Annotated in this window: 27 protein-coding genes; 11 read left to right on the top strand and 16 right to left on the bottom strand. The window is 42.0% G+C overall.

Translation table 11 applies throughout. The features are described from left to right. Window positions 1-199 precede the first annotated feature (199 nt). The 4 genes from Q0R88_RS22995 to Q0R88_RS22980 are packed head-to-tail and all read left to right on the top strand — an operon-like array spanning window position 200 to window position 4,940. Entirely contained in the window at window positions 200-3,529 is a 3,330-nt protein-coding gene (locus tag Q0R88_RS22995) for a DUF4175 family protein (RefSeq protein ID WP_295720763.1), read from the top strand. Window position 3,530: 1 nt separating this feature from the next. Next, window positions 3,531-3,953, top strand: coding sequence for an ATP-binding protein (locus Q0R88_RS22990; protein WP_295720762.1), 423 nt, complete (start codon window positions 3,531-3,533; stop codon window positions 3,951-3,953). Next, window positions 3,953-4,384, top strand: a complete 432-nt coding sequence (gene ybeY, locus Q0R88_RS22985) for an rRNA maturation RNase YbeY (protein ID WP_295720761.1) — start codon at window positions 3,953-3,955, stop codon at window positions 4,382-4,384. Before Q0R88_RS22990 ends, ybeY begins: the two co-directional genes overlap by 1 nt. Before the next feature lie 40 nt (window positions 4,385-4,424). Then, window positions 4,425-4,940 carry a glutathione peroxidase gene (locus Q0R88_RS22980; RefSeq protein ID WP_295720760.1) on the top strand — a complete coding sequence of 172 codons (516 nt, stop codon included), beginning with the start codon at window positions 4,425-4,427 and terminating at the stop codon, window positions 4,938-4,940. Between the two features lie 148 nt (window positions 4,941-5,088). Here Q0R88_RS22980 and Q0R88_RS22975 read toward each other — a convergent pair whose 3' ends face one another. From Q0R88_RS22975 to Q0R88_RS22920, 12 genes are all read right to left on the bottom strand, one after another. Further along, a complete protein-coding gene (locus Q0R88_RS22975) occupies window positions 5,089-5,862 on the bottom strand; it encodes a hypothetical protein (RefSeq protein WP_295720759.1) in 774 nt (257 codons plus the stop codon). 2 nt (window positions 5,863-5,864) lie between these two features. Next, window positions 5,865-6,194: a hypothetical protein gene (locus tag Q0R88_RS22970; RefSeq protein WP_295720758.1), complete on the bottom strand. Its 330-nt coding sequence runs from the start codon at window positions 6,192-6,194 to the stop codon at window positions 5,865-5,867. Between the two features lie 413 nt (window positions 6,195-6,607). After that, window positions 6,608-6,955, bottom strand: a complete 348-nt coding sequence (gene rplS / locus Q0R88_RS22965; protein ID WP_295720757.1) for a 50S ribosomal protein L19 — start codon at window positions 6,953-6,955, stop codon at window positions 6,608-6,610. Between the two features lie 188 nt (window positions 6,956-7,143). After that, a complete protein-coding gene (locus Q0R88_RS22960) occupies window positions 7,144-7,389 on the bottom strand; it encodes a hypothetical protein (protein ID WP_295720756.1) in 246 nt (81 codons plus the stop codon). Between the two features lie 4 nt (window positions 7,390-7,393). Beyond that, window positions 7,394-7,885: a hypothetical protein gene (locus Q0R88_RS22955; protein ID WP_295720755.1), complete on the bottom strand. Its 492-nt coding sequence runs from the start codon at window positions 7,883-7,885 to the stop codon at window positions 7,394-7,396. 43 nt (window positions 7,886-7,928) lie between these two features. Beyond that, window positions 7,929-8,492, bottom strand: coding sequence for an RNA polymerase sigma factor (locus Q0R88_RS22950; protein WP_295720754.1), 564 nt, complete (start codon window positions 8,490-8,492; stop codon window positions 7,929-7,931). A 285-nt stretch (window positions 8,493-8,777) separates the two neighbouring features. Beyond that, entirely contained in the window at window positions 8,778-9,452 is a 675-nt protein-coding gene (gene trmD, locus Q0R88_RS22945; protein WP_295720753.1) for a tRNA (guanosine(37)-N1)-methyltransferase TrmD, read from the bottom strand. Window positions 9,453-9,556: 104 nt separating this feature from the next. Beyond that, on the bottom strand, window positions 9,557-9,928 hold the full coding sequence (locus Q0R88_RS22940; RefSeq protein ID WP_295720752.1) for a VOC family protein: 372 nt from the start codon (window positions 9,926-9,928) through the stop codon (window positions 9,557-9,559). A 75-nt stretch (window positions 9,929-10,003) separates the two neighbouring features. Beyond that, window positions 10,004-10,390, bottom strand: a complete 387-nt coding sequence (locus Q0R88_RS22935) for a VOC family protein (RefSeq protein ID WP_295720751.1) — start codon at window positions 10,388-10,390, stop codon at window positions 10,004-10,006. A gap of 15 nt (window positions 10,391-10,405) precedes the next feature. Further along, window positions 10,406-10,606: a helix-turn-helix transcriptional regulator gene (locus Q0R88_RS22930; protein ID WP_295720750.1), complete on the bottom strand. Its 201-nt coding sequence runs from the start codon at window positions 10,604-10,606 to the stop codon at window positions 10,406-10,408. A gap of 8 nt (window positions 10,607-10,614) precedes the next feature. Next, window positions 10,615-11,034 carry a hypothetical protein gene (locus tag Q0R88_RS22925; protein WP_295720749.1) on the bottom strand — a complete coding sequence of 140 codons (420 nt, stop codon included), beginning with the start codon at window positions 11,032-11,034 and terminating at the stop codon, window positions 10,615-10,617. Between the two features lie 166 nt (window positions 11,035-11,200). After that, entirely contained in the window at window positions 11,201-13,003 is a 1,803-nt protein-coding gene (locus tag Q0R88_RS22920) for a PDZ domain-containing protein (protein WP_295720748.1), read from the bottom strand. A gap of 120 nt (window positions 13,004-13,123) precedes the next feature. Between Q0R88_RS22920 and Q0R88_RS22915 the strand changes: the two genes are divergently transcribed. From Q0R88_RS22915 to Q0R88_RS22890, 6 genes are read left to right on the top strand one after another with little or no spacing between them, the layout of a single operon-like run. Then, a complete protein-coding gene (locus tag Q0R88_RS22915) occupies window positions 13,124-13,579 on the top strand; it encodes a MarR family transcriptional regulator (protein WP_295720747.1) in 456 nt (151 codons plus the stop codon). Window positions 13,580-13,589: 10 nt separating this feature from the next. Next, window positions 13,590-14,669, top strand: coding sequence for an efflux RND transporter periplasmic adaptor subunit (locus tag Q0R88_RS22910; RefSeq protein WP_295720746.1), 1,080 nt, complete (start codon window positions 13,590-13,592; stop codon window positions 14,667-14,669). A 5-nt stretch (window positions 14,670-14,674) separates the two neighbouring features. Beyond that, window positions 14,675-17,800: an efflux RND transporter permease subunit gene (locus Q0R88_RS22905; RefSeq protein ID WP_295720745.1), complete on the top strand. Its 3,126-nt coding sequence runs from the start codon at window positions 14,675-14,677 to the stop codon at window positions 17,798-17,800. 5 nt (window positions 17,801-17,805) lie between these two features. Then, a complete protein-coding gene (locus Q0R88_RS22900) occupies window positions 17,806-19,125 on the top strand; it encodes a TolC family protein (RefSeq protein ID WP_295720744.1) in 1,320 nt (439 codons plus the stop codon). Between the two features lie 47 nt (window positions 19,126-19,172). Continuing rightward, window positions 19,173-19,553, top strand: a complete 381-nt coding sequence (locus Q0R88_RS22895; protein ID WP_295720743.1) for a response regulator — start codon at window positions 19,173-19,175, stop codon at window positions 19,551-19,553. Beyond that, window positions 19,550-20,410, top strand: a complete 861-nt coding sequence (locus Q0R88_RS22890; RefSeq protein WP_295720742.1) for a BadF/BadG/BcrA/BcrD ATPase family protein — start codon at window positions 19,550-19,552, stop codon at window positions 20,408-20,410. The genes Q0R88_RS22895 and Q0R88_RS22890 overlap by 4 nt, the downstream gene beginning before the upstream one ends. Window positions 20,411-20,432: 22 nt before the next feature. On the opposite strand, the gene lnt is transcribed toward Q0R88_RS22890, so the two are convergent. From lnt to rsmI, 3 genes are read right to left on the bottom strand one after another with little or no spacing between them, the layout of a single operon-like run. Then, window positions 20,433-22,058 carry an apolipoprotein N-acyltransferase gene (gene lnt / locus Q0R88_RS22885; protein ID WP_295720741.1) on the bottom strand — a complete coding sequence of 542 codons (1,626 nt, stop codon included), beginning with the start codon at window positions 22,056-22,058 and terminating at the stop codon, window positions 20,433-20,435. An 18-nt stretch (window positions 22,059-22,076) separates the two neighbouring features. Next, entirely contained in the window at window positions 22,077-22,613 is a 537-nt protein-coding gene (locus Q0R88_RS22880; protein ID WP_295720740.1) for a DUF1572 domain-containing protein, read from the bottom strand. A 7-nt stretch (window positions 22,614-22,620) separates the two neighbouring features. Further along, window positions 22,621-23,340 (bottom strand): 16S rRNA (cytidine(1402)-2'-O)-methyltransferase, encoded by a 720-nt coding sequence (rsmI, locus tag Q0R88_RS22875; RefSeq protein ID WP_295720739.1) that lies wholly within the window; start codon window positions 23,338-23,340, stop codon window positions 22,621-22,623. Between the two features lie 170 nt (window positions 23,341-23,510). On the opposite strand from rsmI, the gene serS reads away from it, so the two are divergent. After that, entirely contained in the window at window positions 23,511-24,782 is a 1,272-nt protein-coding gene (gene serS, locus Q0R88_RS22870; RefSeq protein ID WP_295720738.1) for a serine--tRNA ligase, read from the top strand. Window positions 24,783-25,119: 337 nt separating this feature from the next. Here serS and Q0R88_RS22865 read toward each other — a convergent pair whose 3' ends face one another. After that, window positions 25,120-25,533 carry a hypothetical protein gene (locus tag Q0R88_RS22865; RefSeq protein ID WP_295720737.1) on the bottom strand — a complete coding sequence of 138 codons (414 nt, stop codon included), beginning with the start codon at window positions 25,531-25,533 and terminating at the stop codon, window positions 25,120-25,122. Window positions 25,534-25,820 lie beyond the last annotated feature (287 nt).

The following is a 25,820-nucleotide window of genomic DNA, read 5'->3' as shown; positions in this document are numbered from 1 at the left end:
GCATCTTCTTTTTATTTAAACTTACATTCGCGTTCCGCATTAATTGCGGGCCCGATTGTCGGTATTTTAACATAGTATTGTTAAATATTATATGGGCTGCAGATAATACAATTTGATTTTTTATCTTAACACCCTTGACAAATACAGTTTACCCAACCTTTTTCGTTTAATTGTGTATTTGGTACTTTAGCACTGAATTATGAAGTCTGCTGAAAATTATGAATTACTAATTGGAAAGATAAACATCTTTATAAGAAAGTATTATTTCAATAATTTTTTGCGCGGATTAATATTTTTAGGAGCCGGTTTGTTTACGGCATACGTTGTTATCACGCTCAGCGAATATTTTGGAAACTTTAACATACTTTTCCGAACCATCCTTTTTTATTTTTTCATCACCCTTAATATTGGTTTAATATGCTGGCTAATATTGCCGCCATTGTTATCATGGGTTAAATTAGGCAAATCATTAACGCACGATGAGGCCGCGGAAATTATTGGCAGGCATTTTCATGATGTAAACGATAAGCTGCTCAACACCCTTCAACTTAAAAAATTAGCAACTGCCGATGCCAACCACAGCGCGCTTATCGAGGCAAGTATTGACCAGAAGATAGAATCATTAAAACCGGTAAGCTTTCCATCGGCTATCAACATCCGCGAAAACACTAAATATTTAAAATGGATATTAGCCCCGGTTGCTGTTATCATCATCATAGCACTTGCCGCCCCCTCTGTTTTAACCGAAAGCACAAAAAGATTAATCAGGCACAATGAATATTTTGTACCGGTGGCGCCTTTTAAATTCAACGTGCTCAATAAAACATTAGCTGTTGTTCAGGGCGATGACCTTAAGCTCGATTTAAAACTCGATGGCGATAAACTACCTGCCGAAATATATGTAGAAACCGCCGGCAATACCTTTAAGCTGGATAAAGAAACCAATAGCCGCTTTCATTACCTGTTCACAAATCTTCAGCAAAGTACCCGGTTCAAACTTATCGGGAACGGCTTTACATCAGAGCTGTATGAGATTAAAGTAAATCAGAAGCCTGCTTTATTGCATTTTGATGTGGAGCTGAGTTACCCTGCCTATCTGCGTAAAAAAAATGAAACCTTAGTAAACGCCGGCGACCTTGTAATACCAGCGGGCACCAATATTAAATGGCTGTTGCACACCCAATATGCAACCGGCTTACAGTTTTTAATGAACAATGCTCCCCGCCAGGTTACCCCCTCAAGCACCGACTTTTTTGAACATAGCGAAAAGGTTTTCAAAAATGCCATTTATAAGCTTAGCCCCGTAAATACACAGGTAAACCATAGCGATTCGGCCACCTATCACATCAATGTAATTTTGGATGAGGTGCCCGCCATCAGCGTTGCGGAGAAACCGGATTCGGTTAGCATGAAGTCGTTGTATTTCAATGGAAAAATACAGGATGACCATGGATTTTCGGCTTTAACATTCCACTATACTGTCCAGCCGTCCGGCAATAACAACAATCCAAAAACGTTTATAAAACGCGTGGAGGCGGACATGACACAAACACAGGCCGATTTCTTTTATTTCTGGAATTTAAAGGACATGGGGGTCAATCCCGGCGATAGGGTGACCTATTATTTCGAGGTGGCTGACAATGATGCTGTAACCGGACCTAAAAAAGCCCGCACCGCCGAGCGTACACTGAATGTTCCCGACGCCGGGGAAATAAACAAGCAGTTAAACGCGGGCACGCAAGCTATCAAACAAAAAATGCAGTCGGCCATTAAGCTGGCAGGGCAGATTGAGCATGATTCGCAAAAGCTGAATCAATTACTGCTTAATAAAAACACCCTCTCTTTTGATGAAAAGAAACAAGTGGAAGACCTGATGCAAAAGCGTAAGGATTTGGAAGACCTTGTAAAGGAAATTAAGGACGACAACAAGAAAAACCTATATAACCGCCAGGAAAACCAGCAACAAAATGACGAGATATTAGACAAGCAAAAACAAATTGAAGACTTGTTTAACAACGTGCTGGATCAAAAAACAAAGGAACTACTTAAAAATCTGCAGCAGCTATTGAATGAGCAGCAAAAAGATGCCACACGAGATGAGCTATCTAAAATGCAGATGGATAATAAATCGTTAAAAAAAGAGCTCGACCGTATGCTGGAGCTTTATAAAAAGCTGGAGTTTGATCAAAAGCTGAATCAGCAGATAGATCAACTTAACAAGCTGGCAGATAAAGAACAAAAACTATCCGAAAAAACAAACCAGCAAGGCGCCGATCAGCAGCAATTACAGCAGGAACAGGATAAGCTAAAAAACGATTTTGAGGAGGTTAAAAAAGGGCTTGATGATCTGCAGAAAACAAATGAGCAGGCCGAGCATAAAAACGACTTCCAAAACCCCGAAAAGGAAACCAAAAGTATAGAGCAACAAATGGATCAAAGTGCCGGCGACCTGCAAAAGAATAATAAGAGCAAGGCAAGCAAAGCACAACAGCAGGCCGCTAAAGAAATGCAGCAACTGGCCGGCAAGCTACAGCAGCAGGATGAGGAAGGCGAAAGCAAGGAAAATGCCATTGACGCCCAGCAACTGCGCGAGCTACTAAAAAATCTGGTGAACAGCTCTTTTAACCAGGAGAAGCTGATGCAAACATTAAAAAGCACCAACCCAACAGATCCATCTTACATTTCCCTTTCGCAAAGCCAAAAGGATATTAAGGATAACTTAAAAACAGCCGAAGACAGCCTATATGCACTCAGCAGGCGCATTCCGCAAATTCAATCAACCGTAAACCAGGAGATCAGCAGTATCAATACCCACATAGATCAGGCGCTGGATAACCTTGGCGACCGGCGCACTGCCGAAGCCAACCGCAACCAGCAATACGCCATGACATCCATGAACAACCTGGCCCTGATGTTGAGCGAAGCATTGGACCAGCTGCAAAAAATGATGAACAAGGGTAAGGGCGGCAAAGGAAAACCCCAATCAATGTCTCAGCTATCAAAAATGCAGCAGCAGTTAAATCAAAACATGCAAAAAGCACGCGAGCAGATGCAACAGCAAGGCAACCAGGGCAAAGGCCAGCAAGGCAACCAGGGTAATATGAGCGAGCAACTGGCCCGTATGGCCCGCCAGCAGCAGATGATACGGCAGCAGTTAGAGCAAATAAATCGTGAAGAAAATAAGGATGGAAAGGGCGGTTTAGGAAATTTAGATAAAATTTCGAAAGAAATGGAACAAACTGAGCATGATCTCGTAAACAGGAAGATTACAGATGAAGCGCTGAAAAGGCAACAACAAATTCAGAGCCGATTATTGGAAGCTGAGAAGGCACAACAGGAACGCGAGCAGGATCAGCAAAGAGAAAGCCATAACGGTAAAGATATACCACCGGGGTACATAAAAGCACTGCAGGATTATCAGCAGCAGAGAGCAAAACAGACAGAACAGATAAGGACAGTATCTCCGGCACTTAATTTGTATTACAAGCAAAAAATAAAATCTTACTTTGATCAACTTAATGCCAAATAACATGGAACAGGCAAATGTTCAAACCGGCGAATTATACACGTTACAGCTACCGTCAAACCCGGAGAGCATAACGCAGCTTGAGGCGCTGATAGAAGAGATTGCTGACAAATATCATGTTGCCGAGGATACTTTCGCCAATATGATGACCTGCTTAAACGAAGCTGCTATTAATGCCATAATACATGGTAACAAACTGGATATGTCAAAAAAGGTAATCATTAATGCCGAGGTTGACTTAAAGCGCATTATATGGACAGTTACCGACGAGGGCGAAGGCTTTGACTACAACCACCTGGCCGACCCTACAGCTCCCGAGAACCTGGAAAGCCTTACCGGCCGTGGCGTGTTCATCATTAAACACCTTGCCGATCAATGTATTTTTAATACAGCCGGCAACGAAATTGAACTACATTTTAAAATATAATGCCTACCATCCAGTTTTTCGAAGAAGATATCAGCTATAAATTAAAAGATAAAGCCAAGGTAAGGCAATGGATAAAAGATACTATTACCGCCGAGGGTTTTAAACTAAAAGAGCTTACCTACGTATTCTGTTCAGATGCATACCTGCTGCCACTTAATCAGCAATACCTTGATCATGACACCTATACCGATATCATTACCTTTGATAACAGCGAGGTTGAAGGAGATATAGTTGGCGATATTTTTATATCTGTTGAGCGCATCCGCGAGAACGCCGCGAAGTTTGGCATAACCGAAACAGAGGAACTTCACCGGGTAATTATCCATGGCGCGCTGCATCTTTTAGGCTACACAGATAAAAGTGTTGTTACAAAGAAAAAAATGACGCAGAAAGAGGACGAGTATTTGGCTAAGAGAAGTTTTATTAGCTAATTTTACTTAGATATTTCTTTAATCATCAATTATTTATACCATGAAACTAATTACGTTAATATTCGCCTTCTTTTTAATGTCGGCACCATCCTCGGTTTATGATTTCAAACTTAAATCTATCGATGGCGAAAACTTTTCCCTGGCCAAATATAAAGGCAAAAAAGTACTTATTGTAAATACAGCCTCCAAATGTGGCTTTACCAAGCAGTACAAAGATCTGGAAGCACTTGCCGAGAAATACAAAGGCAAACTGGTAGTAGTTGGCTTCCCTGCAAACAATTTTGGCGGACAGGAACCTGGCACCAACCAGGACATCAAAACCTTTTGTAAAGAAAACTTTAATGTTACTTTCCCTATGAGTGGCAAAGTAAGTGTATTAGGGCTGGATATCGATCCATTGTTCCAATACCTTACAACAGCACCAAACCCAGAGTTTACAGGTGACATTAAATGGAATTTCGAAAAATTCCTGGTAGACGAGAACGGTAAACTGATCCACCGCTTTAGGTCACAAACTACCCCATTATCAGACGATATTACAAAATATCTTAACTAAGGTTAGCTGACGTATAATAGAATTAGTGAGGCTCCGGTTTACCGGGGCCTTTTTTGTTGATGAAATATTTAATATTTAGGAAGCCGCCATTAACCATATAGATTTGATTGTAGACTGCAGCTTAATTTCATTTTGAGAGAGTTATATATCAGAACTTAATCCAGATAAAATTTTCATTATTTACAATGCGTATAACGCTATCAACTTTAATAACCTGGTCTTTATTAATACCACCTACCCAGGGTTGATTAACCCATCCTTTGCCTGGAACATACTGAATTTCTCCCTTTCTGATATTTGTAGGTACAATGCATTTGACTAATTGGCCTCGTTCCGGAAAATCATTTCCATTTTCCGTTGTGAAATTTTGTTCCGACCATTTTCCATTACTATATATTCCATAGTATGCATAGCCGCTTTTTTGTGGTTTTGCAATAAAACGTTGAATGCTATCAATCGAGGCCTTTTTCTTCGTAATACTTTTAAAGGTTGATTTAACAGAATCTTTAAACCCGGGATCAACCTTTTTAAAAGTATTAGTTGATGATACGTATTGGTTTAATGCGGCAGCAACATGATAATTACTATCAACGGTCTTTTTAATACGATTAAAGTTAGTAGCGAGATTCTGGGAATCCGTGGCAGTTGGTAAGTAAATTGTTTTGCCTGGGATATTGTTCTTTAGTAATACGTTAAGTTCTTTTTTGCTTTCGGCATCTTTTTGCTCGAAATAAAGAGATCCTCCAAACACTAAAACCAGAATGCTTATACTTATTATCGCCGGGAAGTACTTCTTTACCTTATTTTCCGCGGTTGATGACTCCTTTAAATTATTGCTAAGGGCGCCTATTTTGAAGAAAATATATGCTACAATTGCCAGGAAGACAATAATTAGCAACACTGTTAATGCTTGTAATTTCATAATTATAATGAATTATTAATTACATTAGATGGATTACGTTTAAGCATAGCCAATAGGGAGCCTGACCAACTAAGACCAGAAAAAACACCTGTTTTGGGATCATTTGGAGATATGAGCACTACTGCAAGGATTGTACCGATGATTGGTAAAACAATAAAATCTAACCTATTGTAAAAGGTATCTGATTGATTTGGTATTACCCCTCGCAAAAACACCTTGGAGCCTTGAAAGCTTTTGTCATATAAAGACAAAACATGCCCAATTAATGAACCTATCCATACAAAAAAGTATGGCCCTATAGTAATTTCCTGAAATAATTTAAAAAATTCCATAGCCATCAATTTTAATAACTAAAATTATGGAATAAGATTCTTAATATCAAGAAGTTAAATAAACTCAACCGACTTTCCATTCCAGCTGCTTGTGTCTTCACAAACAGCTGCTCAACTAATGTGGCATAGAGGTTTGTGGGGTACTCAAACTACGGGAACAGAGGCCTTACAAGCTATGAGAATGCGTTTTTATACACTTAAAAATAACCATGTCTTAGCAACTCAACACAGTATCTATCAAACGGCATTCATAAGCACCACAAATCACTCCCCATAGAAAATCCCTACACAGCGTGGCAAGTTTACAAAAGCAGCATATTCTAATTTTTACCATTAAAAAGGCCTTTCCCGATAAATCAGAAAAGGCCTTTTTAAAAGCTTTTGTATGCCCTCTTAAAAAAGAGGAAGGGTAATTAAACTCTTTTTGATTTGATACGAGCTGCTTTACCGGTAAGGGCACGCAGATAGTACAATTTAGAGCGACGCACTTTACCGTGACTGTTCACTTCAATTTTATCAATGTTTGGAGAGTTAATAGGGAAGATACGCTCAACACCTATACCATTAGAAACTTTACGAACGGTAAATGTCTCTGAGTTACCTGCACTGTTACGTTGTATAACAACACCCTGGTAAACCTGGATACGTTCTTTGTTTCCTTCTCTGATTTTATAATGCACACTTACAGTATCACCAGCCTTAAAGGAAGGAAACTGTCTTTTTTCTATTGATTGCTCTTCAACAAATTTTACTAAATCCATGATTTTTAGCTCTTAAAGCGATTTTTAGCCCGTAAAAATCGGATTGCAATTATAGGGATTATTTTTTATAAATGAAAGTCTATTTTAAAAATTTCCACAATTTGTATTTTGTTAACAATTTGATGGTGATTATATTGATTCCGCGAGCCGTTCATTTCCATTATTGGCAAACCTGCTTCCAAATATAATTATTCTTCTAAAATCTCCGCCTCTGTCCTTTTTTCAGTAAAGTAGGCTACCAGGGTGTACACTAAACCAATAATAAGCAGGTTAAATACAAAGTTAATGAGCGTATCGCTTACCGAATGTGAGCGCCTGTCTATATCAATAAATGTATAAACAGCATATGAAAATGCAATAACCAATATTACCCAGCCCGCAACAGCTGCAGGAAGGTAAATAATTCCTTTACGGGTGAACCAGTTTAATTTCATGATTTTAATTGTTAATGGAGATGCTTTCTGTCATCACATAACTTATAAAAACAAACACGATAGCCAGGCTGATCAGGATGAGCAAAATGTTCCAGCGTTTTATTTTTACGGTGATCCTGAGCTCCTTTACCTTACGCCGGCTGGGATCAATATGCTGAACCTGTACATGCAAAATGGATAGTACATTAATAATAATGCAGATGATAGGCAGAAAAAACAATACTATTGGCCCCAGGACATCTATAAATGGAGTTTTTGCCAGGCCAGACATTAAGGTAAACATGGCCGCGAACCAACCCATCCTGAGGTGAAAAAAGTAGAACATAAAAACGCATAATAAAAAATAGCAGGGCACTGCCACCAACCAAACCCCAAGTGCTGCCGAACGCTCCGCATTCATGATGGCCATTTTCACTGTATTTTGATGTTGGGAAGGGTTTACATCCGGTACTTTTAAGTTTTCCATTTGCTGTAAAAAATCATCGTTATTTTTCATGTTAATTACATTTATAATGCATTAATTGATTTTGGTTGCATTGCTACAACATGTTTCTTAATTTTTCCAGGCCGCGGGATAATAATGATTTTACCGTTCCTTCATTTTTCCCCAGGATCTCGCTGATCTCGGTATTGGTTTTTTGTTCAAAATAGCGCAGCGCCACCACTTCCTGGTACTTAACATCAAGCTTAAGCAGGTTTTGGCGTATTAGGTTATAATCATCGTAGGCTTTAATTTCCTGCTCCATTATCTCCCGCTCGTTCTCTGCATTTTCATGAAGCAGTTTCTCCATCTGGGGGTTCTCCAGCAACTGCTGTAACGATTGGGGCTTGTACTTACTGCTGCGATAATATTGGTTAAGCTCATTGGTGGCAATCCGATACAGCCAGGACGACAAGCGAATACCCCGCCACTGAAAATTACCAATTTTGAGGAAAGCCTTTAAAAAAGTTTCGGCAGCAATATCTTTTGAAAGATCATAATCGCCGGTACGGCGCATAACATAACCAAACACAGGCTTGTACCACACATCAAACACCTGCCCAAAAGCAGCCGGATCCGTTCGGCATTGTTCAATAAGCTGGGCTTCCTGGTGGGGGTTCATAGTTGCAACATCCCTGTAATGCAATAGGCATCATTTGGTTGCAATCTAATTTAGGGAAAGTGAATGGTTTTTGGTTGATTGGCTGGCTTTGCTGACAAGATGATAAAATGGTGAAAACTAATCCACCACTCAATCAACTAATCCACAATTTAGGGAGAGTGAATGGTTTTTGGTTGATTAGGTGATTGGTTTGAACACCGTCCTTAGACAGTCACTGTGCTTCCGTATTAAGGCAAGTTAACCACTCACCTAATTCAACCCAATCAACTACTCACCAATTTATTTTTACTCCAACAAATCCGGCCTGCGGGTTTTGGTTCGTTCCAAAGCCTGCTCAAACCGCCATTTTTCAATTTCGGGCGTGTTGCCGCTTAGCAGGATATCAGGCACCTTGTAGCCATTCCAATCGGCAGGGCGTGTATATACAGGAGCATCAAGCATATCGTCCTGGAACGAATCGGATAGGGCCGACGTTTCGTCACTTAACACACCGGGGATCAACCGAACAATGGCATCCACTAAAACCGCGGCAGGTAACTCGCCTCCTGATAGCACATAATCGCCGATTGAAATCTCACGGGTAACATAAATATCACGGATGCGCTGATCAATCCCTTTATAATGTCCGCATAAAATAATGATATTCCCTTTGCTGGATAGCTGGTTAGCAATAGCCTGGTTAAGCCGCTCCCCATCAGGCGACATAAATATCACCTCATCATACTCCCTTTCAGCTTTCAGCTTTTCGATGCAGGCCGCAAAGGGAGGGATGGTCATCACCATGCCACTGCCACCACCGTAAGGGTAATCATCCACGCTTTTTTGTTTGCTGGTAGAGTAATCGCGCAGGTTATGCACGTGAATTTCGGCGATGCCCTTTTTTTGGGCACGTTGCAAAATGGAGTGTGCAAATGGACTTTCCAGCAAGCCGGGCAAAACAGAAATGATATCGAAACGCATGTGCAAATGTGCAAATTTCAGATTTCAAATGTGCAGATGATGAAAAGAAATGGTTGTATTGAAGCTTCCGCTTCAAAAAAAACCTCTTCTAAGCATCTTAACTCCTATCCCCTATGCTGATAAATCCCCCATAAATTCCCCGCTGGGTCGGTAAAGTGGGCGGTGATCTCCGGGAAATCTTTTCCTATGGGTTGGGTCTCCGTTCCGCCGTTGGCTGCTATGGCCAAAAGCGTAGCTTCCGCATCATCAACCATAATGGAAATAAGCAGGCCCGCCGTTGTCATCGGCTCCCGCCCGGTTACCCACATGCCGCTTACCTGGCCAACGCCGTCATCAAAAGATGCAAAACCCTCGTTGTTAGTCCGGATTTGCCAGCCAAATGTTTTTTCAAAAAAAGCCGATGATACGCCGACATCGTTGGCGGGGATTTCGATGTAACAGATCTTGCCGTTACCATAGGTAGGTTCGTTTGCCATGGTGAGTTAATTTATATGCCTAAATACCTTTTTGTCTTGATTCATGACTCTTAATTCTTGACTCTAATCTATTGCTCAAATAACGGCCTGAATCTGCCAGCGGTGGCCAAACGGATCCACAATCTCGCCCTGGCGGTAGCCATAATCATAATCCTGCACTGCAGATTTGATGGTAGCTCCCGCAGCAACAGCCTGCGCCATAACCGCATGCACATCATCTACAAAAAGGCCTATAGTTACCGATGGCTTATTTTTTTCCAAACTGAAAAAACCAGAATATGGGGTTTGTTCATGCAGGTGAAACATCGCGCCATTGATGGATAGTTCGGATACATGAATAGTGCCATCATCGTTGCCGAAACGGCGTAGCTCTTCGGCCCCAAAAGCATTAATATAAAAGCTGATATCTGTAACCCCGTTGGGTATAGCCAGCATGGGTGCAAAAATTGGTTTGTCTTTCATAATTATACGGTTTAATTAATCCTCGTCATCCAACGTAAAAATATCTTCAACGGCCTTGCCAAATACCCGCGCTATTTTCATAGCCAGCACAGTTGATGGCACGTATTTGTTGCTCTCAATGGTGTTTATAGTTTGGCGCGATACCCCTACCCGTTCAGCAAGGTCGGCCTGGGTAATGTTTTTGATAGCCCGCTCTACCCTAATATTGTTTTTCATGACTATACTTATTCCTTAATTAAACGGTTATTCTGGAATATCTTCCACCTGAAACGGATAATAAAAAACACAAGGGGAACCAGTAAATTTAAAAACAGGATATGCTCGGTATCTGTAGAAAAAACCAAACTGATGATTAAAAACAAATAATTCACATACACAGCCCATTGCAACGAGTCGAGCCGTAACTGTACTATTTGTTCATCTTCAATTTTTTCTTTTGAAAATGCGGCAATGAATAAGCCAATGGCCATCAATAAAGTGGTCGACATAAAAAAAAGGTGCCGGCCATTAAAAATGCCCATATCCGCCTCGTCCCCATGAACACCCATTAGCTGTTTTTTGTACAATACAAAAGGGATGTGCACAAATACCAAAAAGTAACCTAAATACCGGCCCCAATAAGGGAATAAGAATAATGGCTTCATAATTGTAAAGTTTGGCTTACCAAATGTAAAACAAACTTTACAAAATTCAAATATATTTCAAAAGTTTTTAGCGCTTGATGGTGTCCTGTTTTTTCAAATCCACCATCCAGACACAAAAAAAGGCCGGCGAATAAACAGCCGGCCTTCAAATTTTTCTAAGTCGTAATTACAAACTCAACCACTTTTTTCTTACAGCCAATTGCGGCATGGTTGGGTTATCTATTGATACAATCTTATATTTTACCCTTGCGTTTCTTAGCAGGGTAACCGGCAAAGTAATGTTTTGGCCGTCGCGGTTTACGGTTACCTCTATTTTATCCCCAGGTTTTTTGCCGTTTATCATGGTAGATGCATCGGTAATGGGGTTTCCATCAATGGCTGTTATTTCGTCGTTTACGTTAATACCATCAATATAAGCCGCGGTGCCGCGGATTACATTGGTAACCATTACTTTTTTAGCAGCTGTTGTACCGGTAACTACACCAAGAGCCGCGTCATTATTATCGGCCAGTTCATCCACTATTTTGTAACCTGCATAGCCCAGGTATTTGTTATAATCAACCGGATCAACGCCGTTAATGTATTTTTTATAAAAATCATCCAACTTTTTACCGGCAAACATTTCAAACGCCTTTTTAAACTCGGCATCTGTATAGCCGCGTTTTTTAGTTTTGTAGTAAGTGATGTACATGTACTTCATCACATCATCAAGCGAATGTTTCCCGTTTGAGTTATTGATGATCTCCAGGTCGAGCATCATGCCAATTATGGCCCCTTTTGTATAATAGGATATAGTAGTATTGTTGGAGTTTTCATTAGGACGATAGGCCTTGATCCAGGCATCAAAGCTCGATTCGGCCACGCTCTGCACATCTTTACCCGGCAGGTTTTCCAGCACATTAAACTCATTGGCTATTTGATCAAGGTAGTTTTCTGGCGGATAAAGGTTAGTACGGCGTACGGCTATTTCCTGGTAGTACTCTGTAAAACCTTCGGCTATCCAAAGGTTAGTAGTATAATTCTCGTTATCATAATCAAACGGTCCTAAAACAATTGGCCTCAGGCGTTTTACATTCCACAAGTGAAAGTGCTCATGAGCTACCAGGCCCAGGAAACCCTGGTATCCTTTTTCGTTACTATAATTATCACGCGATGCACCTAAAACTGTTGAGCTTAAATGCTCAATACCTCCCCCGCTACGCAAGTGATTGTGTACTATAAAGGTATAATGCTTATTAGGGTTTTCGCCAAATATGGCGGCCTCTTGCTCCACAATAGCATGCATATCTTTTTTAAGGCGCTCCTTATCATAATTACCGCCACCATACATACACACCTCGTATTTAACGCCCGATACATCAAAACCAAAAACATCCTGACTTCCTACCTCGATAGGTGAATCGAACAGGATATCAAAATTAGGTGAATGCCTTACAAACGGATCGCCGTTTACCATATCTAAACTGGTAGAAACTATAGCCCAGTCTTTATAAGGTTTTATAGTAATTGTTGATGGCGAATGCAGCATGTTAGCCGGGTAAATAAATATCCCCGATGTTGACATAAAAGCATGTGAGGCATCAATATAACTGGTACGCACTGATATTTCGTTAGCGTAAACACGGTACCTTACTGTTACCTCGTCTATATTTTTTGTGTTAATGCGCCAGGTATTTTTATTGATCTTGGGCGAAGCCACAATTTTGCCATTGATATTGGCACTGAAAGCTTCAATATTTTTGGCAAATTCCCTTATCAGGTATGAGCCCGGCGTCCAAACCGGCATTTTTAGGTCGAGTGCATTTTGCTTTAATCCTGTTATATGCATTTCGATATCAGCATAGTGGGCTTGCGCCTCAGGAAAAGAAACAGTGTAAAATATGTTTGCAGTAGTTTGAGCCTCACTGGCAGATAAATTCATAAATAGTAAAATTAATGATACAGTCGCGGTCAGCTTAATTAGTTTCATGCTCGCAAGTTATAAAAATTATAGTTTTTTAAAATATCTGCCCTTTAAGCACTTGTAAAATGGTTGATACATGCAACTATTAATCTTTATAGCAGGTTATGTTTGCAGGCATATATTAAAATGAAGTTAGTTGAACCCATATCCCGGAAACTCATACGCATAGGTAAATTGTACCTTAACGTGCTGGCCAGGCATACCGCCCACCTTGATGTTACCCGGTATCATTTTATTTTATCGCTGATATACAACCATGATGGGCAGCTTACGCAAAACGCATTGGCGCAGATATTGGATAAAGATAAATCGGCTATGGTGAGCATCATTAATATGCTTACCGCCAAAGGCTTTGTTTACCGCGAAACCAACCCCGTTGACCGGCGCGAACATTTGCTTAGGGTTACCGAAAAAGCAAAACTGGCCGTACCGCAAATAGTGGCAACATTTGAGCACATTAACTCAGATATCACCAAAGGGATCTCGGCCCATGAAATGAAGATCTTTGAAAGCGTTTTGCAAAAAATGCAAACCAATATAAAACCCCAAACAACCGAACCAATTTTAAAAATCACAAAATGATTAATACAATATGAGAACAAGGTATATCATTTACATAGCGCTGGCTTTGCTGGTTGCTTTTTTAGTTTACAATAAGTTTTTTAGCCAAAAAGCCAAAGAAACCGCTGCGGCAAACGCTGGCGGCAAAAGTGGCAAAAAGAAAAACGGCCCTGTATCAGTCAACATCATGATTGTAAAGGATACCGCCGTAAACAATATTATTGATGTAACCGGTAGCATTGATGCTAACGAAAAGGTGAACCTGGTAAGCCAGACTGCCGGCAACATTACAGGTATCTATTTCAACGAGGGCAGTAAAGTACAAAAAGGGCAACTTTTGGTTAAAGTTTATAACCAGGACCTGGAGGCATCACTGGCACAAAACCAATACCAGGTAGCACTGGCCAAACAAATAGAGTTTCGCAATAAAGCCTTGCTGCAAAAAGAAGCCATCAGCCAGGAAGAATATGATACATCTTTAACTTCACTAAACACCCTGAAAGCCGCTGCCGATGTAATTAAAGCGCAGATAAGCAGAACCGAGATCCGTGCGCCATTTTCGGGCACTATTGGTTTACGCAATGTTAGTCCGGGTAGTTATTTATCGCCGGCTTCACCAATAGCGCAGCTTGTAAATATTGATCCGGCAAAGCTTACCTTTTCCGTTCCTGAAAGGTACATTTCTATACTTGGGGTGGGCAGCAAAGTGAGGTTTAATGTCGAGAGCTCAAGAGAAAACTTTACCGGCACAGTGTACGCCATTGAACCATCTATAGATGTTAACTCGCGCACTATTACCGTACGCGCAAAAGCACCCAATCCAAATGGCGCATTAACTGCAGGTGGCTTTGCTAAAATAAACCTGACGCTCGATCAGATCCCTAAAACCATTCTGTTACCCACGCAGGCTGTTATACCCGATTTAAAAAGCAGCTTAGTTTACGTTTATCAAAATGGCATGGCTATTACCAGGGCTGTAAAAACAGATCTGCGAACCGATACCAAAATACAAGTTATAGATGGCTTAAAGCCCGGCGATAGTGTTGTAATATCGGGCCTTATACAAATGCGACCAAAAGTTCCTTTAAAAATTATTAAAGTTATTAAGTAACCATTATGAGTTTATCCTCAGTTAGTATAAAAAGGCCGGTATTGGCAACAGTAATGTCTGTGGTTATTGTTGTATTTGGTATCATAGGCTATAAATTTTTAGGAGTTAGGGATTTCCCTTCGGTTGACCCGCCAATTATTTCTGTATCCACCAGTTACTCTGGCGCCAATGCGGATGTAATTGAATCGCAGATAACCGAGCCTTTGGAGAAATCCATCAACGGCGTACCGGGAATCCGTAATATTTCCTCAACAAGTTCTGTTGGGCAAAGTAATATCACGGTTGAGTTTGACCTTGATGCCGACCTTGAAACGGCCGCGAACGACGTCCGCGATAAGGTTGCGCAGGCACAGCGCCAGCTGCCACAGGATATAAATGCGCCGCCGGTAGTTACCAAAGCCGATGCCAGCGCCGATCAGATAATTACCCTTACGGTAAGCAGTAACACCCGTAACATAACCCAGTTGGATGACTATGCCGAGAACGTATTGCAGGAAGGCTTGCAAACCATCCCCGGTGTAAGTACCATTAACATACAGGGCCAGCGGCAATATGCCATGCGCTTATGGATAGATCCCACCAAGCTATCGGCCCTGGGCCTTACCGCTACCGATATTGGAGCGGCCCTGGCCAAGGAAAATGTGGAGCTCCCAGCCGGTAAAATTGAAGGTAATAATACCGAAGTAACCATCAGGGCCCTGGGTAAATTATCAACAGAAAAAGATTTTAACAACCTCATTATTCGTGCCGATAGCACCCGGGTAATCCACCTTAGCGATATTGGGTATGCTGTTTTAGGTTCGGCAAATGAAGAAACCATATTTAAAGAGTCGGGGGTGCCGATGGTGGCCCTGGCCCTTGTGCCACAACCCGGCGCTAACTATGTACAGATAGCCAAAGATTTTTATACGCGGCTGGAGCAGATCAAAAAAGATCTCCCACCAGATATATCTGTAAAAGTGGCGCTGGATAATACCCGGTTCATCAATCAATCCATTACCGAGGTGCAGGAAACACTTCTTATCTCGTTTGTGCTGGTAGTTATCATTATCTACCTGTTCTTCAGAGATTGGCTGATCGCTTTTCGCCCGCTGATTGATATCCCGGTATCATTGATTGGAGCTTTCTTTATTATGTATGTTTTCGGCTTTTCTATCAACATATTAACCCTGCTGGGTATTGTACTGGCAACGGGGCTGGTGGTGGATGATGGTATTGTTGTAACAGAAAACATCTACAAAAAAGTAGAGGCCGGCATGGCAATACGCAAAGCGGCCTTTGAAGGTTCTGCCGAGATTTTTTTCGCGGTAGTATCCACATCGGTTACATTGGCGGCAGTATTTTTACCCATCGTGTTTTTACAGGGCTTTACGGGCAGGTTGTTTCGGGAATTTGCGGTAGTAGTTGCCGGGGCGGTATTAATATCGGCCTTTGTATCCCTGTCATTAACACCGATGCTGAATGTTAAGCTGATCCGCAAGAGTAACAAAAAATCTAAGTTTTACGAAAGAACAGAGCCGTTCTTCGTTAACATGACCAATTCATATACCGAAACATTGGTTAAGTTTATGAAGGTACGCTGGGTATCGTTCGTGATCCTGATCGTATCGATAGTTATTATCGGGGTACTTGTTAAGGTGATTCCATCAGAACTTGCTCCTTTGGATGACCGCAGCTTATTACGCTACAGTGTAACCGGATCTGAGGGGGCCACCTATGAGTACATGACCAAATATATGGATAAGGTGGCCAACATCGTTGAAGACTCCATCCCCGAAGCTAACATCAATCTTGAAATTGTTTCTCCATCCTTTGGTGGTGGAGGCTCGGCCAACTCTGGCTTTGGCCGTATAGGCCTGGTTGCTCCTGATAAACGGGAGCGCACACAGCAGCAACTTGCCGACTGGATGAATAAAAAGCTGAGTAAAATGCCCGATGCCCGCGCTATTGTGGTACAGGAACAAACAATAAGTGGTGGTGGTAGCGGCGCGCGTACCTCATTGCCGGTACAATATGTTATCCAGAATCAGGATTTTGAAAAGATCCGGGCCGTATTGCCTAAGTTTTTTGCAGAAGTATCGCGAAGCCCGGTTTTCCAGGGAACGGATGTGAACCTTAAGTTTACCAAGCCCGAATTGAGGGTGGTTACCGACCGTGACCGGGCGCGTGACCTTGGGGTTTCTGTAGATGACATTGCCCAAACTTTACAATTATACTATAGTGCAGGCCGTTTAGATTACTTTTTGATCAACGGAAAGCAATATCAGGTAATTGCCCAGGTTGACAGGGCCAACCGCGATCAGCCGCTCGATCTGAGATCGGTTTATGTGCGCAGCAGCAAAGGCGGATTGGTACAGCTGGATAACGTGGTAAAAACTACCGAAGGTGCAACCCCCCCGGCTATTTACCACTTTAACCGTTACAAATCTGCCACGGTACAGGCAGGTTTAGCACCAGGCAAAACCGTTGGTGATGGTATTGCCGAGATGGACCGCATCTCTAAAAGCTTACTTGATGAAACATTCAGCACCGCGTTAAGCGGGCCATCGCGCGATTATGCGGAAGGATCATCAAACATCCTGTTTGCATTTGGCTTTGCCCTGTTGTTGATATACCTGGTACTTGCGGCGCAATTTGAAAGCTTTATGGACCCTTTCATCGTGATGCTCACCGTGCCATTGGCTATTTCGGGTGCGTTCATGTCCTTATGGCTATTTAACCAAACACTTAATATTTTCAGCGAAATCGGGATAATTACGCTGGTGGGGCTGGTAACCAAAAATGGTATCCTCATTGTTGAATTTGCCAACCAGCGGATGGAACATGGCATCAGCAAATATGAAGCAGCCGTTGAAGCAGCCACCGCCCGCTTACGCCCTATTTTAATGACCAGTTTGGCTGTTGTGTTAGGTTCTGTACCTATCGCGTTTGCACTGGGAGCCGGGGCAAAAAGCCGGGTATCCCTGGGTATAGTAATCATGGGTGGTATGTTATTTTCCCTGGTATTAACGCTATACATCATTCCGATGATGTACGTGATCTTTGCTTCAAAAACACGCCACGACCCTGAAGAGGAGCCGGAAGAAGAAATCAAAACAGAGAAAAAACCAAAACTTATTGAAAATTTTTAAGCGATATGATCATTAAAAAAATAGCGTTCCTGTTTTTTTGCTGTACCTTTTTGGGTATAAACACATGGGCGCAGGATGCACCGCTGCTTACATTAAAAGACGCGGTTGAAATAGCTTTGAAAAACAATTACAACATCAAGCTATCGCAAAACAACAAAACCATAGCCGCTAACAACGTTACACTTGGCAACGCGGGCATTTTACCACAGGTGAACGGCAATTTTGCATCTACCAACAGCAGGCAAACCACCAAACAAACCCGTAGCGACGGCTCGGTGAATAACATCCACAATGCGGCAAACTCTGGTATCAATTACGGCGTTGCGCTTAACTGGACCATTTTTGATGGCTTTAACATGTTTGCCACTTATGATCAGTTGCAACAACTGGATAAACTTGGCGCTTTACGCTTGCAGGATACCATACAAAATACCGTTGCCAACGTGATAGGTACCTACTATGACCTCATCAGCCAAAACGAACAAATAAAAGCATTAAAGGGGGCCATTGATATTTCGCGCACACAACTGCGTTATGCCAATGATAAATTTCATGTCGGCCGGGCATCAAAGCTGGATGTTTTAAACGCGCAGGTAAACTTAAATACCGATACCGCCAACCTGGTTACGCAATTCCAGATGTTTAAAACCACCAAAATTTTGCTCAACCAGATCCTGGTTCGCGATCTTCAAACAGATTTTTCTGTAGCAGATACCATTGTTGTAGATGAAAAGTTACTGTTGGGCGATATTTTAACCAACGCCCAATTACAAAACCCAACTATATTATCTACACAAATAAACCGTCGACTGGCCGAGATCAACCTGAAACAGGTGCGCGCTACCCGTTATCCACAGGTGGCTGTAACATCGGGCTATACTTTTAGCGATAATAAAACACCTGCAGGCTTTACTTTGCAGCAAAACACCCATGGCTTAAATTATGGCTTAACGGCCACCATCAATATTTTTGATGGCTTTAACCAAACCCGCCGCGAACGGAACGCCAAAATCCAGATAGACAACGCAAACATCAACGCTAAAAAAATTCAGCTGAATGTAGAAACCCAGGTGAACAGCCTATATGCCTCCTACCTATCGGGCCTTGACCTGATCAAGCTGGGGCAGGCCAATGTGGTAATAGCCAAGAAAAACCTTGACATTTCATTGGAAAAATATAAGCTGGGCAACATCACCCCGCTCGAGATTCGGGAGGCTCAACGTAATTACCTTGATGCACAATCAAAGTTTTTTGCAGCCCAATACCAGTCAAAACAAGCAGAAATTACCCTCAAACAAATCACAAACAGCATAAACATTCAATAAAAAAGCATATTTTTTAATTTACTTGTAAAAACACATATATTTGGTGTATGTCTATCCCTTACAAAATTTGCTTGTTAATTGATGATAACTACATCGATAACTTTGTTACGCGCAAGGTTTTAGAGGCCAGCAATTTTGCCGAGACGATAATTGTGCGTCAATCGCCAACGGAGGCTATTGATTCACTCAGGTCTGGCATTGTTAAGCCTGATGTTATCTTTCTTGATATCCGTATGCCTACCATGGATGGGTTTGAGTTTTTGCAGGAATATGATTTGCTGGAAATTGATAAGGAGAACATAAAAATATTTATGCTTTCTTCTTCGCTTGATCCAACTGATATGCAACAATCAGCTGACAATAAATACATTACCCAACTTATACATAAGCCGTTAACCACAAAAGCCCTTGAAGAACTTAGTGCATGATCTTAGTAGCAGATAGCGGATCGTCAAAAACAGACTGGTTGCTACACATCCCTCAACAGGAACCGGTAGCTTTTAAAACAGCGGGGTTAAACCCGTACTTTTTAAGCGAAAAAGAAATAGCCAAAATAATTCATGACCAGGCGCCGGGAATGCTTGCCTATGCCGATAGCATTGATGAAATTTATTTCTTTGGAGCCGGCTGCTCCAGTCCGGACAGGCACGAAATTGTATCGAATGCCATCAGCCTGCATTTCCCTAAAGCTTATGTCTCTGTTGATAGCGACCTTTTGGGCTGTGCTTATGCAACTTGCGGCCACGAAAAAGGCATTTGTTGCGTGATGGGTACTGGATCAAACATCTCTTTTTTTGATGGACAGGAGATATTTGAAGGTCAACATGGCCTGGGGTATGTTTTGGGCGATGAAGGATCTGGTACATGGTTTGGCAAAACCCTGATCACCGATTTTTTATATGGCCGGATGCCTGCCGAGATCAATGAACGGTTTGAAGAAGCGTATCACCTGAACAAGGATATCGCCATCAAAAATGTTTATCAAAAGGCTAACGGCAACACTTACCTCGCATCCTTCTCCAAATTTGTAAGTGAGATTAAAACCACGCCGTACGGACAGGAAGTTTTACAGCGGGGCTTACTGGAATTCATCGAAACCAACATTAAATCATATCCTGAATACCATAAATACAAATGCCATTTTGTAGGATCGATAGCCTATTTTTTTGCTGAAGAGCTTACCGCGCTTTGCCACACGCAAGGTGTAAAAACAGGCAAGATCATTAAGCAACCCATCAGTGATCTGATGGCGTTTATCTTAAAACGGAATGAGCAGTTAGCCTAAACAATACGTTTCTATATTTTCCTTAAGCTGCAATCGCCCTCTTTTTCAGCCGCGGCTTTATTACAATAAACAGCATCAGCAATACCGCAATACTACTTCCAGCCTTTGGCAAATAATCGCCATGCTCAACGTAAAAGGTAAGATCGGAGTTAAGGTTAATATCCTGTTTGATGGCCGTTTTTGTCCACCATTTGGTTTGCTGTACAATATCGCCGCGCTGATTGATGAATGCCGAGATGCCTGTATTTGCTGATCGCGCTACCCATCTGCGGGTTTCAATGGCACGTAACTTGGCATAGTCCAGGTGCTGATCCTTTCCCGACGTATTTTCCCACCAGCCATCATTGGTAATAATGGCGATAAACTGAGCCCCTTTTTTAACAGAGCGGGCCACGTATCCCCCCCAGATTGATTCAAAACAAATAACCGGATCAACGCCTATACCGCTTTGCGAATAAAAAACTTCTGCATCAGGCTGGCTACCATAAGCACCTGTAGCACCGCCCAAATGCTCAAACACCGGCTTTAAGAACGATAGGGCATTGCCAAAAGGTAATGACTCTGCTCCCGGCACCAGGCGCGATTTATGATAAAACTGCACTTTATCCCCGTTTTCGATATTCATAGCCGTGCTAAAATTATCTGCAAATAAGTCTGGCTGTTGGGTTGGGCTGGCCGTTGGTGTTTTGCGGGTATTGTATAGCTTGTAGGTTTCAGCCCCGGTTAACAGGTTGCCGTTTTTGTAATTGCGTAAAAAGTAATGGGCCTGTTTGTAATATGTATTTTGCAGGATCTTATCCTCGTCCATATATTCAGGAATGGCAGTTTCAGGCCATAAAAAAAACTCGGTATTGGGCTGGGCTATCTGTCGCGACAGGTGAATCATCACATCAATTTGCAAAGCAGCAGGTATAACGCCCTCCTTATCGTAAGGATCAATATTAGGCTGAACGGCAACTATATTAGATGGATTTTTTTGCTCGGTATAATTATAATAAGTGACTAACGAAAAGCCTATTGGCAGTAGCAACGTAAACACAAAAGCGGTGATGAGTTTAAGCCTAACCTGTTTGGGTTGGACTTCGCGCATCCCAACGTAAATTAAAAAGGCCAGGATGTTTACAGCCCATATCCAAATAGTACCGCCGTAAACCCCGGTATATTCATACCATTGAATCCATTGGTGGGTTACCGCCAGGCCATTGCCCAGCGTCATCCATGGAAAATTCAGGTCCCAGCTTTGGTGCAGGTATTCGTAGGCTATCCAAAGGCAAACCAATCCGGCCAGGCTCCAACCCCGGTTGGTTAACAGCCGCAAGCGATAATACAGCCAGCAAGCAGTGGCCATCAGCAGTGGCCCCAGCGCATATGGTATTAATGTAATAGGTATGGCCACTAAATTGCCAACTTGTTTAAGCGCGTTGTATACCCAATATATAGATGCTGTATTCCAAACAAAAAAGCCGATAAAGCTTACATTAAAAATCTGTCGGCCCTTTTTTGCAGCTGTTGATTCGATGATATTCTCCATCGCCAGCAGCATGGGTACAAAACCAATAAAAAGCAGGAAGGTAGTGTAAGGAGTTGGCGGCCATGCTATCCAAAGTAATAAGCCGGAAAGTATGGCTAAGGGAAGATTTTTTTTCATTAAATGTATAATGTAGTCTTATTTGATAGTATCGTTTGGGGCCGAAAATTTAGCTGCATTGAATGTTTCTGATTCGCCTTTAGGGATTGACAGCGATTTCCATTTTGAACCGGCAATCATCTTTCCAATAAACACAATCTGCCCCACGTGATATGGATAATGTGCCAGCTGCCTGTTAATTGCATCTACAACGCTATGTGGTTCGTTGCGGATATAAATAGTTTTTTGCCAATCATCGGGCGTTATTGAACTTAATGCAGCAAACAGGCATTCCCAACCCTCACTCCATATATTTAGCAGTTCGGCGCGGGTGTTAATTTCATCTTCAAACTCGGCATCTCTCTTGCGCCATGGTTTCTCTCCGTCGGCATTTAAAAAGTCCGACCATCGCGACAGCATATTACCGGATAGGTGCTTAATTATAATGGCAATACTATTGCTTTCATCATTGAAATGCCAAAATAAATCGGCATCATTCAACTGCTCAAAGGTTTGCTCCCCAAGCATTTTGTAATAAGCAAATCGCTTTATTGCACTATCCAAATAAATCTCCATAATCGGCTTATTCTTCGGTTTCTTCTTCCCTGTATTTATCTTTAGATGATTTTGCTTCGGCTCCTGCCACACACATTACAAACTCGCCCTTTAAGGGATGCGTTTCAAAATACAGCTTCACTTCGGTAACAGTGCCCCTCACGGTTTCTTCGAACATTTTAGTTAGCTCGCGCGATACCGAGATCTGCCTGTCGGCACCAAAATAAGTAGCCATTTCATCCAGCGTTTTCAATAAACGATGTGGCGACTCATATAGTATAATGGTACGCTCTTCCTGGGCCAGGAATTTATACCGGGTTTGCCTGCCTTTTTTCAATGGCAAAAAACCCTCAAAACAAAACCTATCTGTAGGGAAGCCGGAGTTTACCAACGCTGGCACAAAAGCCGTAGCGCCGGGCAGACATTCCACATCAATATTAAACTTTAAGGCTTCACGAACCAGGAAAAAGCCCGGGTCGGATATGGCAGGTGTACCGGCATCAGATATCAGCGCGATATTTTTTCCTTCCAGCAAAAATTTCACTATCTCGTTTGATGACTGGTGCTCATTATGCTGATGATGCGAAAACACTTTCTGATGAATATCAAAATGTTTAAGTAAGGGGGCAGATGTTCGCGTATCCTCGGCCAGGATCAGATCAACCTCTTTCAATACACGAATCGCTCTGAAGGTGATATCTTCCAGGTTGCCAATTGGGGTGGGTACTAAGTATAGTTTACCGGGCATTTTTTTAGTTTGCAGTTAACAATGGGCAGTGGGCTTTCCGTTCGCAGTTAGTGATTAGCAGGGGACTTTGTTTGCCTTCAAAATGGCATTGCAAACCTATTCCCGAAAAAAACTGCAAACTGCACGCCGCAAACCGCCAACTGATTATATCTTTGTCAAAAAATAAAATAATGCTGCAAGTTAGTTATATCCGTGATAACAGGGAACAGGTTTTAGAACGTTTGGCTGTAAAAAATTTTAAACAGCCCGAACTGGTTGATGAGATAATAGGGTTAGATGATAAACGTCGTTCAACCCAAACCAGTATGGATACTGTTTCGGCCGAGGCCAATGCTGCCGCCAAACAAATTGGCGAGCTGATGCGTGCCGGCAAAAAAGCCGAAGCTGAAGAGGTAAAATCAAAAACAGGAACCTGGAAAGAAGATATAAAAAAGTTTGCCGAGCAACTTGCCGCAACCGAGGAAGAACTATATCAAAAACTGGTATTACTCCCTAATTTGCCACATAGCTCTGTACCAAAAGGCTTAACCCCCGAAGAGAATGAGGTGGTTTTAGAGAATGGCGCTAAGCCCGAATTGCCTGCAAATGCATTGCCACATTGGGAGCTGGCAGCAAAATACAGCTTAATTGACTTTGAACTTGGCGTTAAAATAACCGGGGCTGGCTTCCCGGTATATAAAAACAAAGGAGCCAAACTTCAACGCGCCTTAATCAATTATTTTATTGATGAAGCCGAAAAAGCAGGCTACAGCGAAGTTAGCGTACCATTGATGGTTAATAAGGATTCTGGTTTTGGTACAGGTCAACTTCCTGATAAGGAAGGGCAGATGTACTTTGTAAATGAAGATGAATTATACCTCATCCCGACAGCCGAAGTGCCTATCACCAACCTATACCGCGATGTGATACTTAAGGGAGATGACCTGCCCGTTAAAAACTGCGGCCACACGCCATGCTTCCGTCGTGAAGCAGGTTCATACGGTGCACATGTACGCGGACTTAACCGCCTGCACCAGTTTGATAAGGTGGAGATTGTACAGATAGCACACCCCGATAAATCATACGAAACCCTGGAGCTTATGAGCGCCCATGTGCAGGGGTTATTGCAAAATCTTGGGCTGCCCTACCGTGTATTGCGCCTTTGCGGCGGCGATATGGGTTTTGGCTCGGCTTTAACCTATGATATGGAAACCTGGAGTGCTGCTCAACAACGCTGGCTGGAAGTTTCTTCCGTATCCAATTTCGAAACATTCCAGAGCAATCGCCTTAAACTGCGTTTCCGCAATGCCGAAGGTAAAACTCAGCTTGCACATACGCTTAATGGCAGCGCATTGGCTTTGCCGCGTATTGTGGCTACATTGCTGGAGAACAACCAAACAGAAAGGGGCATTAAGATACCGGAGGTACTGGTGCCCTATACTAAGTTTGAATGGATTGATTAAAACTACGGCCCCTTTTAAGGGGCTATTTTTTTGTCCCTGCCTTTTTTCAGCTCAAATACCTGCACAAAGCCAGGAGATAGCTGTATGTGGGGACACAAATTACTGGTATACCTCCTGCCATTGCGAAATGATGATTATTTAGGCTAAAGACATGCTTGGATAATACTTTCTATCCGTTGGTTTCAACCAACGGCAATGAAGAATTGAAGGTAAATAACGCTTTAATTCATTGCCGTCCCATTTATGGGGCGGATAAATAGATAGCAAGAGTGGCTTTAGCCAAATCATGGCCATACTCACAAACAGCCTGCACAAAGCAAGGTGTTAATACACTTTTCTAATTTGAAGTTCTTACAAGCAACCCCAAAAGACTGACATCGAAAACATTGGCAAATGCATTTACAATTCCATTGCTTTTTTCAGTTTTCTCGAAATCATGGGGATAAAAAATGTGGTCGACACCAAGGGCTTTTAGTAGGCTATCAACCTTTGTATGTTCTTTTTGCTTGTAGCAGCAGATCTTAATTTTACCGTATGCGGGGTTTGATTGCAGTCGCCGTAATATCTTTTCAATATCATTGGTCAGGTGATCATAGTCCAATATCACTACATTGGGCTTTTGCTCATGTATAGATGGAAAGATATGACTCGTTGCCGAGATGTGCCTGAATTGTTTGTTATTAGACAACAACTCTACCGAGAAAGTTTCGGGAGCAATCAATAGCACATTCTTAGATCGTACGCGGATCATAGCCAGTTAATTAAGGGACTTAAAAGTACTGGATAAAGTTCAGTTTGCCAACAAATTATTGCTTTTTGTATTAAAAATAATACCCAACACTATAATTTATTGCAAGTTTAATCGTTATCGGCAACGCGATTTCTTTGCGAGATAAAAATTTGCTTTTGTGTGAATTTTATTAGGCCCGTTTTGTCAGGCAATATTACCTTTTCATCTAATAATCCATCAGCCAGTTATAATCTCTTTCGGCCCCGCTCAACCAAAAACTGTTTATTTATGCTACTCATCTTTATAAA

The sequence above is a fragment of the Mucilaginibacter sp. genome (assembly GCF_025362475.1).
In the GTDB taxonomy this organism is placed as follows: Bacteria; Bacteroidota; Bacteroidia; order Sphingobacteriales; family Sphingobacteriaceae; genus Mucilaginibacter.
This window is presented reverse-complemented; position numbering and strand designations above follow the sequence as displayed.

Coding starts and splice junctions, on each gene's coding strand:
- Q0R88_RS22995 (WP_295720763.1), top strand. CDS start 200: ATGAAGTCTGCTGAAAATTATGAATTACTAATTGGAAAGATAAACATC.
- Q0R88_RS22990 (WP_295720762.1), top strand. CDS start 3,531: ATGGAACAGGCAAATGTTCAAACCGGCGAATTATACACGTTACAGCTA.
- ybeY (WP_295720761.1), top strand. CDS start 3,953: ATGCCTACCATCCAGTTTTTCGAAGAAGATATCAGCTATAAATTAAAA.
- Q0R88_RS22980 (WP_295720760.1), top strand. CDS start 4,425: ATGAAACTAATTACGTTAATATTCGCCTTCTTTTTAATGTCGGCACCA.
- Q0R88_RS22975 (WP_295720759.1), bottom strand. CDS start 5,862: ATGAAATTACAAGCATTAACAGTGTTGCTAATTATTGTCTTCCTGGCA.
- Q0R88_RS22970 (WP_295720758.1), bottom strand. CDS start 6,194: ATGGAATTTTTTAAATTATTTCAGGAAATTACTATAGGGCCATACTTT.
- rplS (WP_295720757.1), bottom strand. CDS start 6,955: ATGGATTTAGTAAAATTTGTTGAAGAGCAATCAATAGAAAAAAGACAG.
- Q0R88_RS22960 (WP_295720756.1), bottom strand. CDS start 7,389: ATGAAATTAAACTGGTTCACCCGTAAAGGAATTATTTACCTTCCTGCA.
- Q0R88_RS22955 (WP_295720755.1), bottom strand. CDS start 7,885: ATGAAAAATAACGATGATTTTTTACAGCAAATGGAAAACTTAAAAGTA.
- Q0R88_RS22950 (WP_295720754.1), bottom strand. CDS start 8,492: ATGAACCCCCACCAGGAAGCCCAGCTTATTGAACAATGCCGAACGGAT.
- trmD (WP_295720753.1), bottom strand. CDS start 9,452: ATGCGTTTCGATATCATTTCTGTTTTGCCCGGCTTGCTGGAAAGTCCA.
- Q0R88_RS22940 (WP_295720752.1), bottom strand. CDS start 9,928: ATGGCAAACGAACCTACCTATGGTAACGGCAAGATCTGTTACATCGAA.
- Q0R88_RS22935 (WP_295720751.1), bottom strand. CDS start 10,390: ATGAAAGACAAACCAATTTTTGCACCCATGCTGGCTATACCCAACGGG.
- Q0R88_RS22930 (WP_295720750.1), bottom strand. CDS start 10,606: ATGAAAAACAATATTAGGGTAGAGCGGGCTATCAAAAACATTACCCAG.
- Q0R88_RS22925 (WP_295720749.1), bottom strand. CDS start 11,034: ATGAAGCCATTATTCTTATTCCCTTATTGGGGCCGGTATTTAGGTTAC.
- Q0R88_RS22920 (WP_295720748.1), bottom strand. CDS start 13,003: ATGAAACTAATTAAGCTGACCGCGACTGTATCATTAATTTTACTATTT.
- Q0R88_RS22915 (WP_295720747.1), top strand. CDS start 13,124: ATGAAGTTAGTTGAACCCATATCCCGGAAACTCATACGCATAGGTAAA.
- Q0R88_RS22910 (WP_295720746.1), top strand. CDS start 13,590: ATGAGAACAAGGTATATCATTTACATAGCGCTGGCTTTGCTGGTTGCT.
- Q0R88_RS22905 (WP_295720745.1), top strand. CDS start 14,675: ATGAGTTTATCCTCAGTTAGTATAAAAAGGCCGGTATTGGCAACAGTA.
- Q0R88_RS22900 (WP_295720744.1), top strand. CDS start 17,806: ATGATCATTAAAAAAATAGCGTTCCTGTTTTTTTGCTGTACCTTTTTG.
- Q0R88_RS22895 (WP_295720743.1), top strand. CDS start 19,173: ATGTCTATCCCTTACAAAATTTGCTTGTTAATTGATGATAACTACATC.
- Q0R88_RS22890 (WP_295720742.1), top strand. CDS start 19,550: ATGATCTTAGTAGCAGATAGCGGATCGTCAAAAACAGACTGGTTGCTA.
- lnt (WP_295720741.1), bottom strand. CDS start 22,058: ATGAAAAAAAATCTTCCCTTAGCCATACTTTCCGGCTTATTACTTTGG.
- Q0R88_RS22880 (WP_295720740.1), bottom strand. CDS start 22,613: ATGGAGATTTATTTGGATAGTGCAATAAAGCGATTTGCTTATTACAAA.
- rsmI (WP_295720739.1), bottom strand. CDS start 23,340: ATGCCCGGTAAACTATACTTAGTACCCACCCCAATTGGCAACCTGGAA.
- serS (WP_295720738.1), top strand. CDS start 23,511: ATGCTGCAAGTTAGTTATATCCGTGATAACAGGGAACAGGTTTTAGAA.
- Q0R88_RS22865 (WP_295720737.1), bottom strand. CDS start 25,533: ATGATCCGCGTACGATCTAAGAATGTGCTATTGATTGCTCCCGAAACT.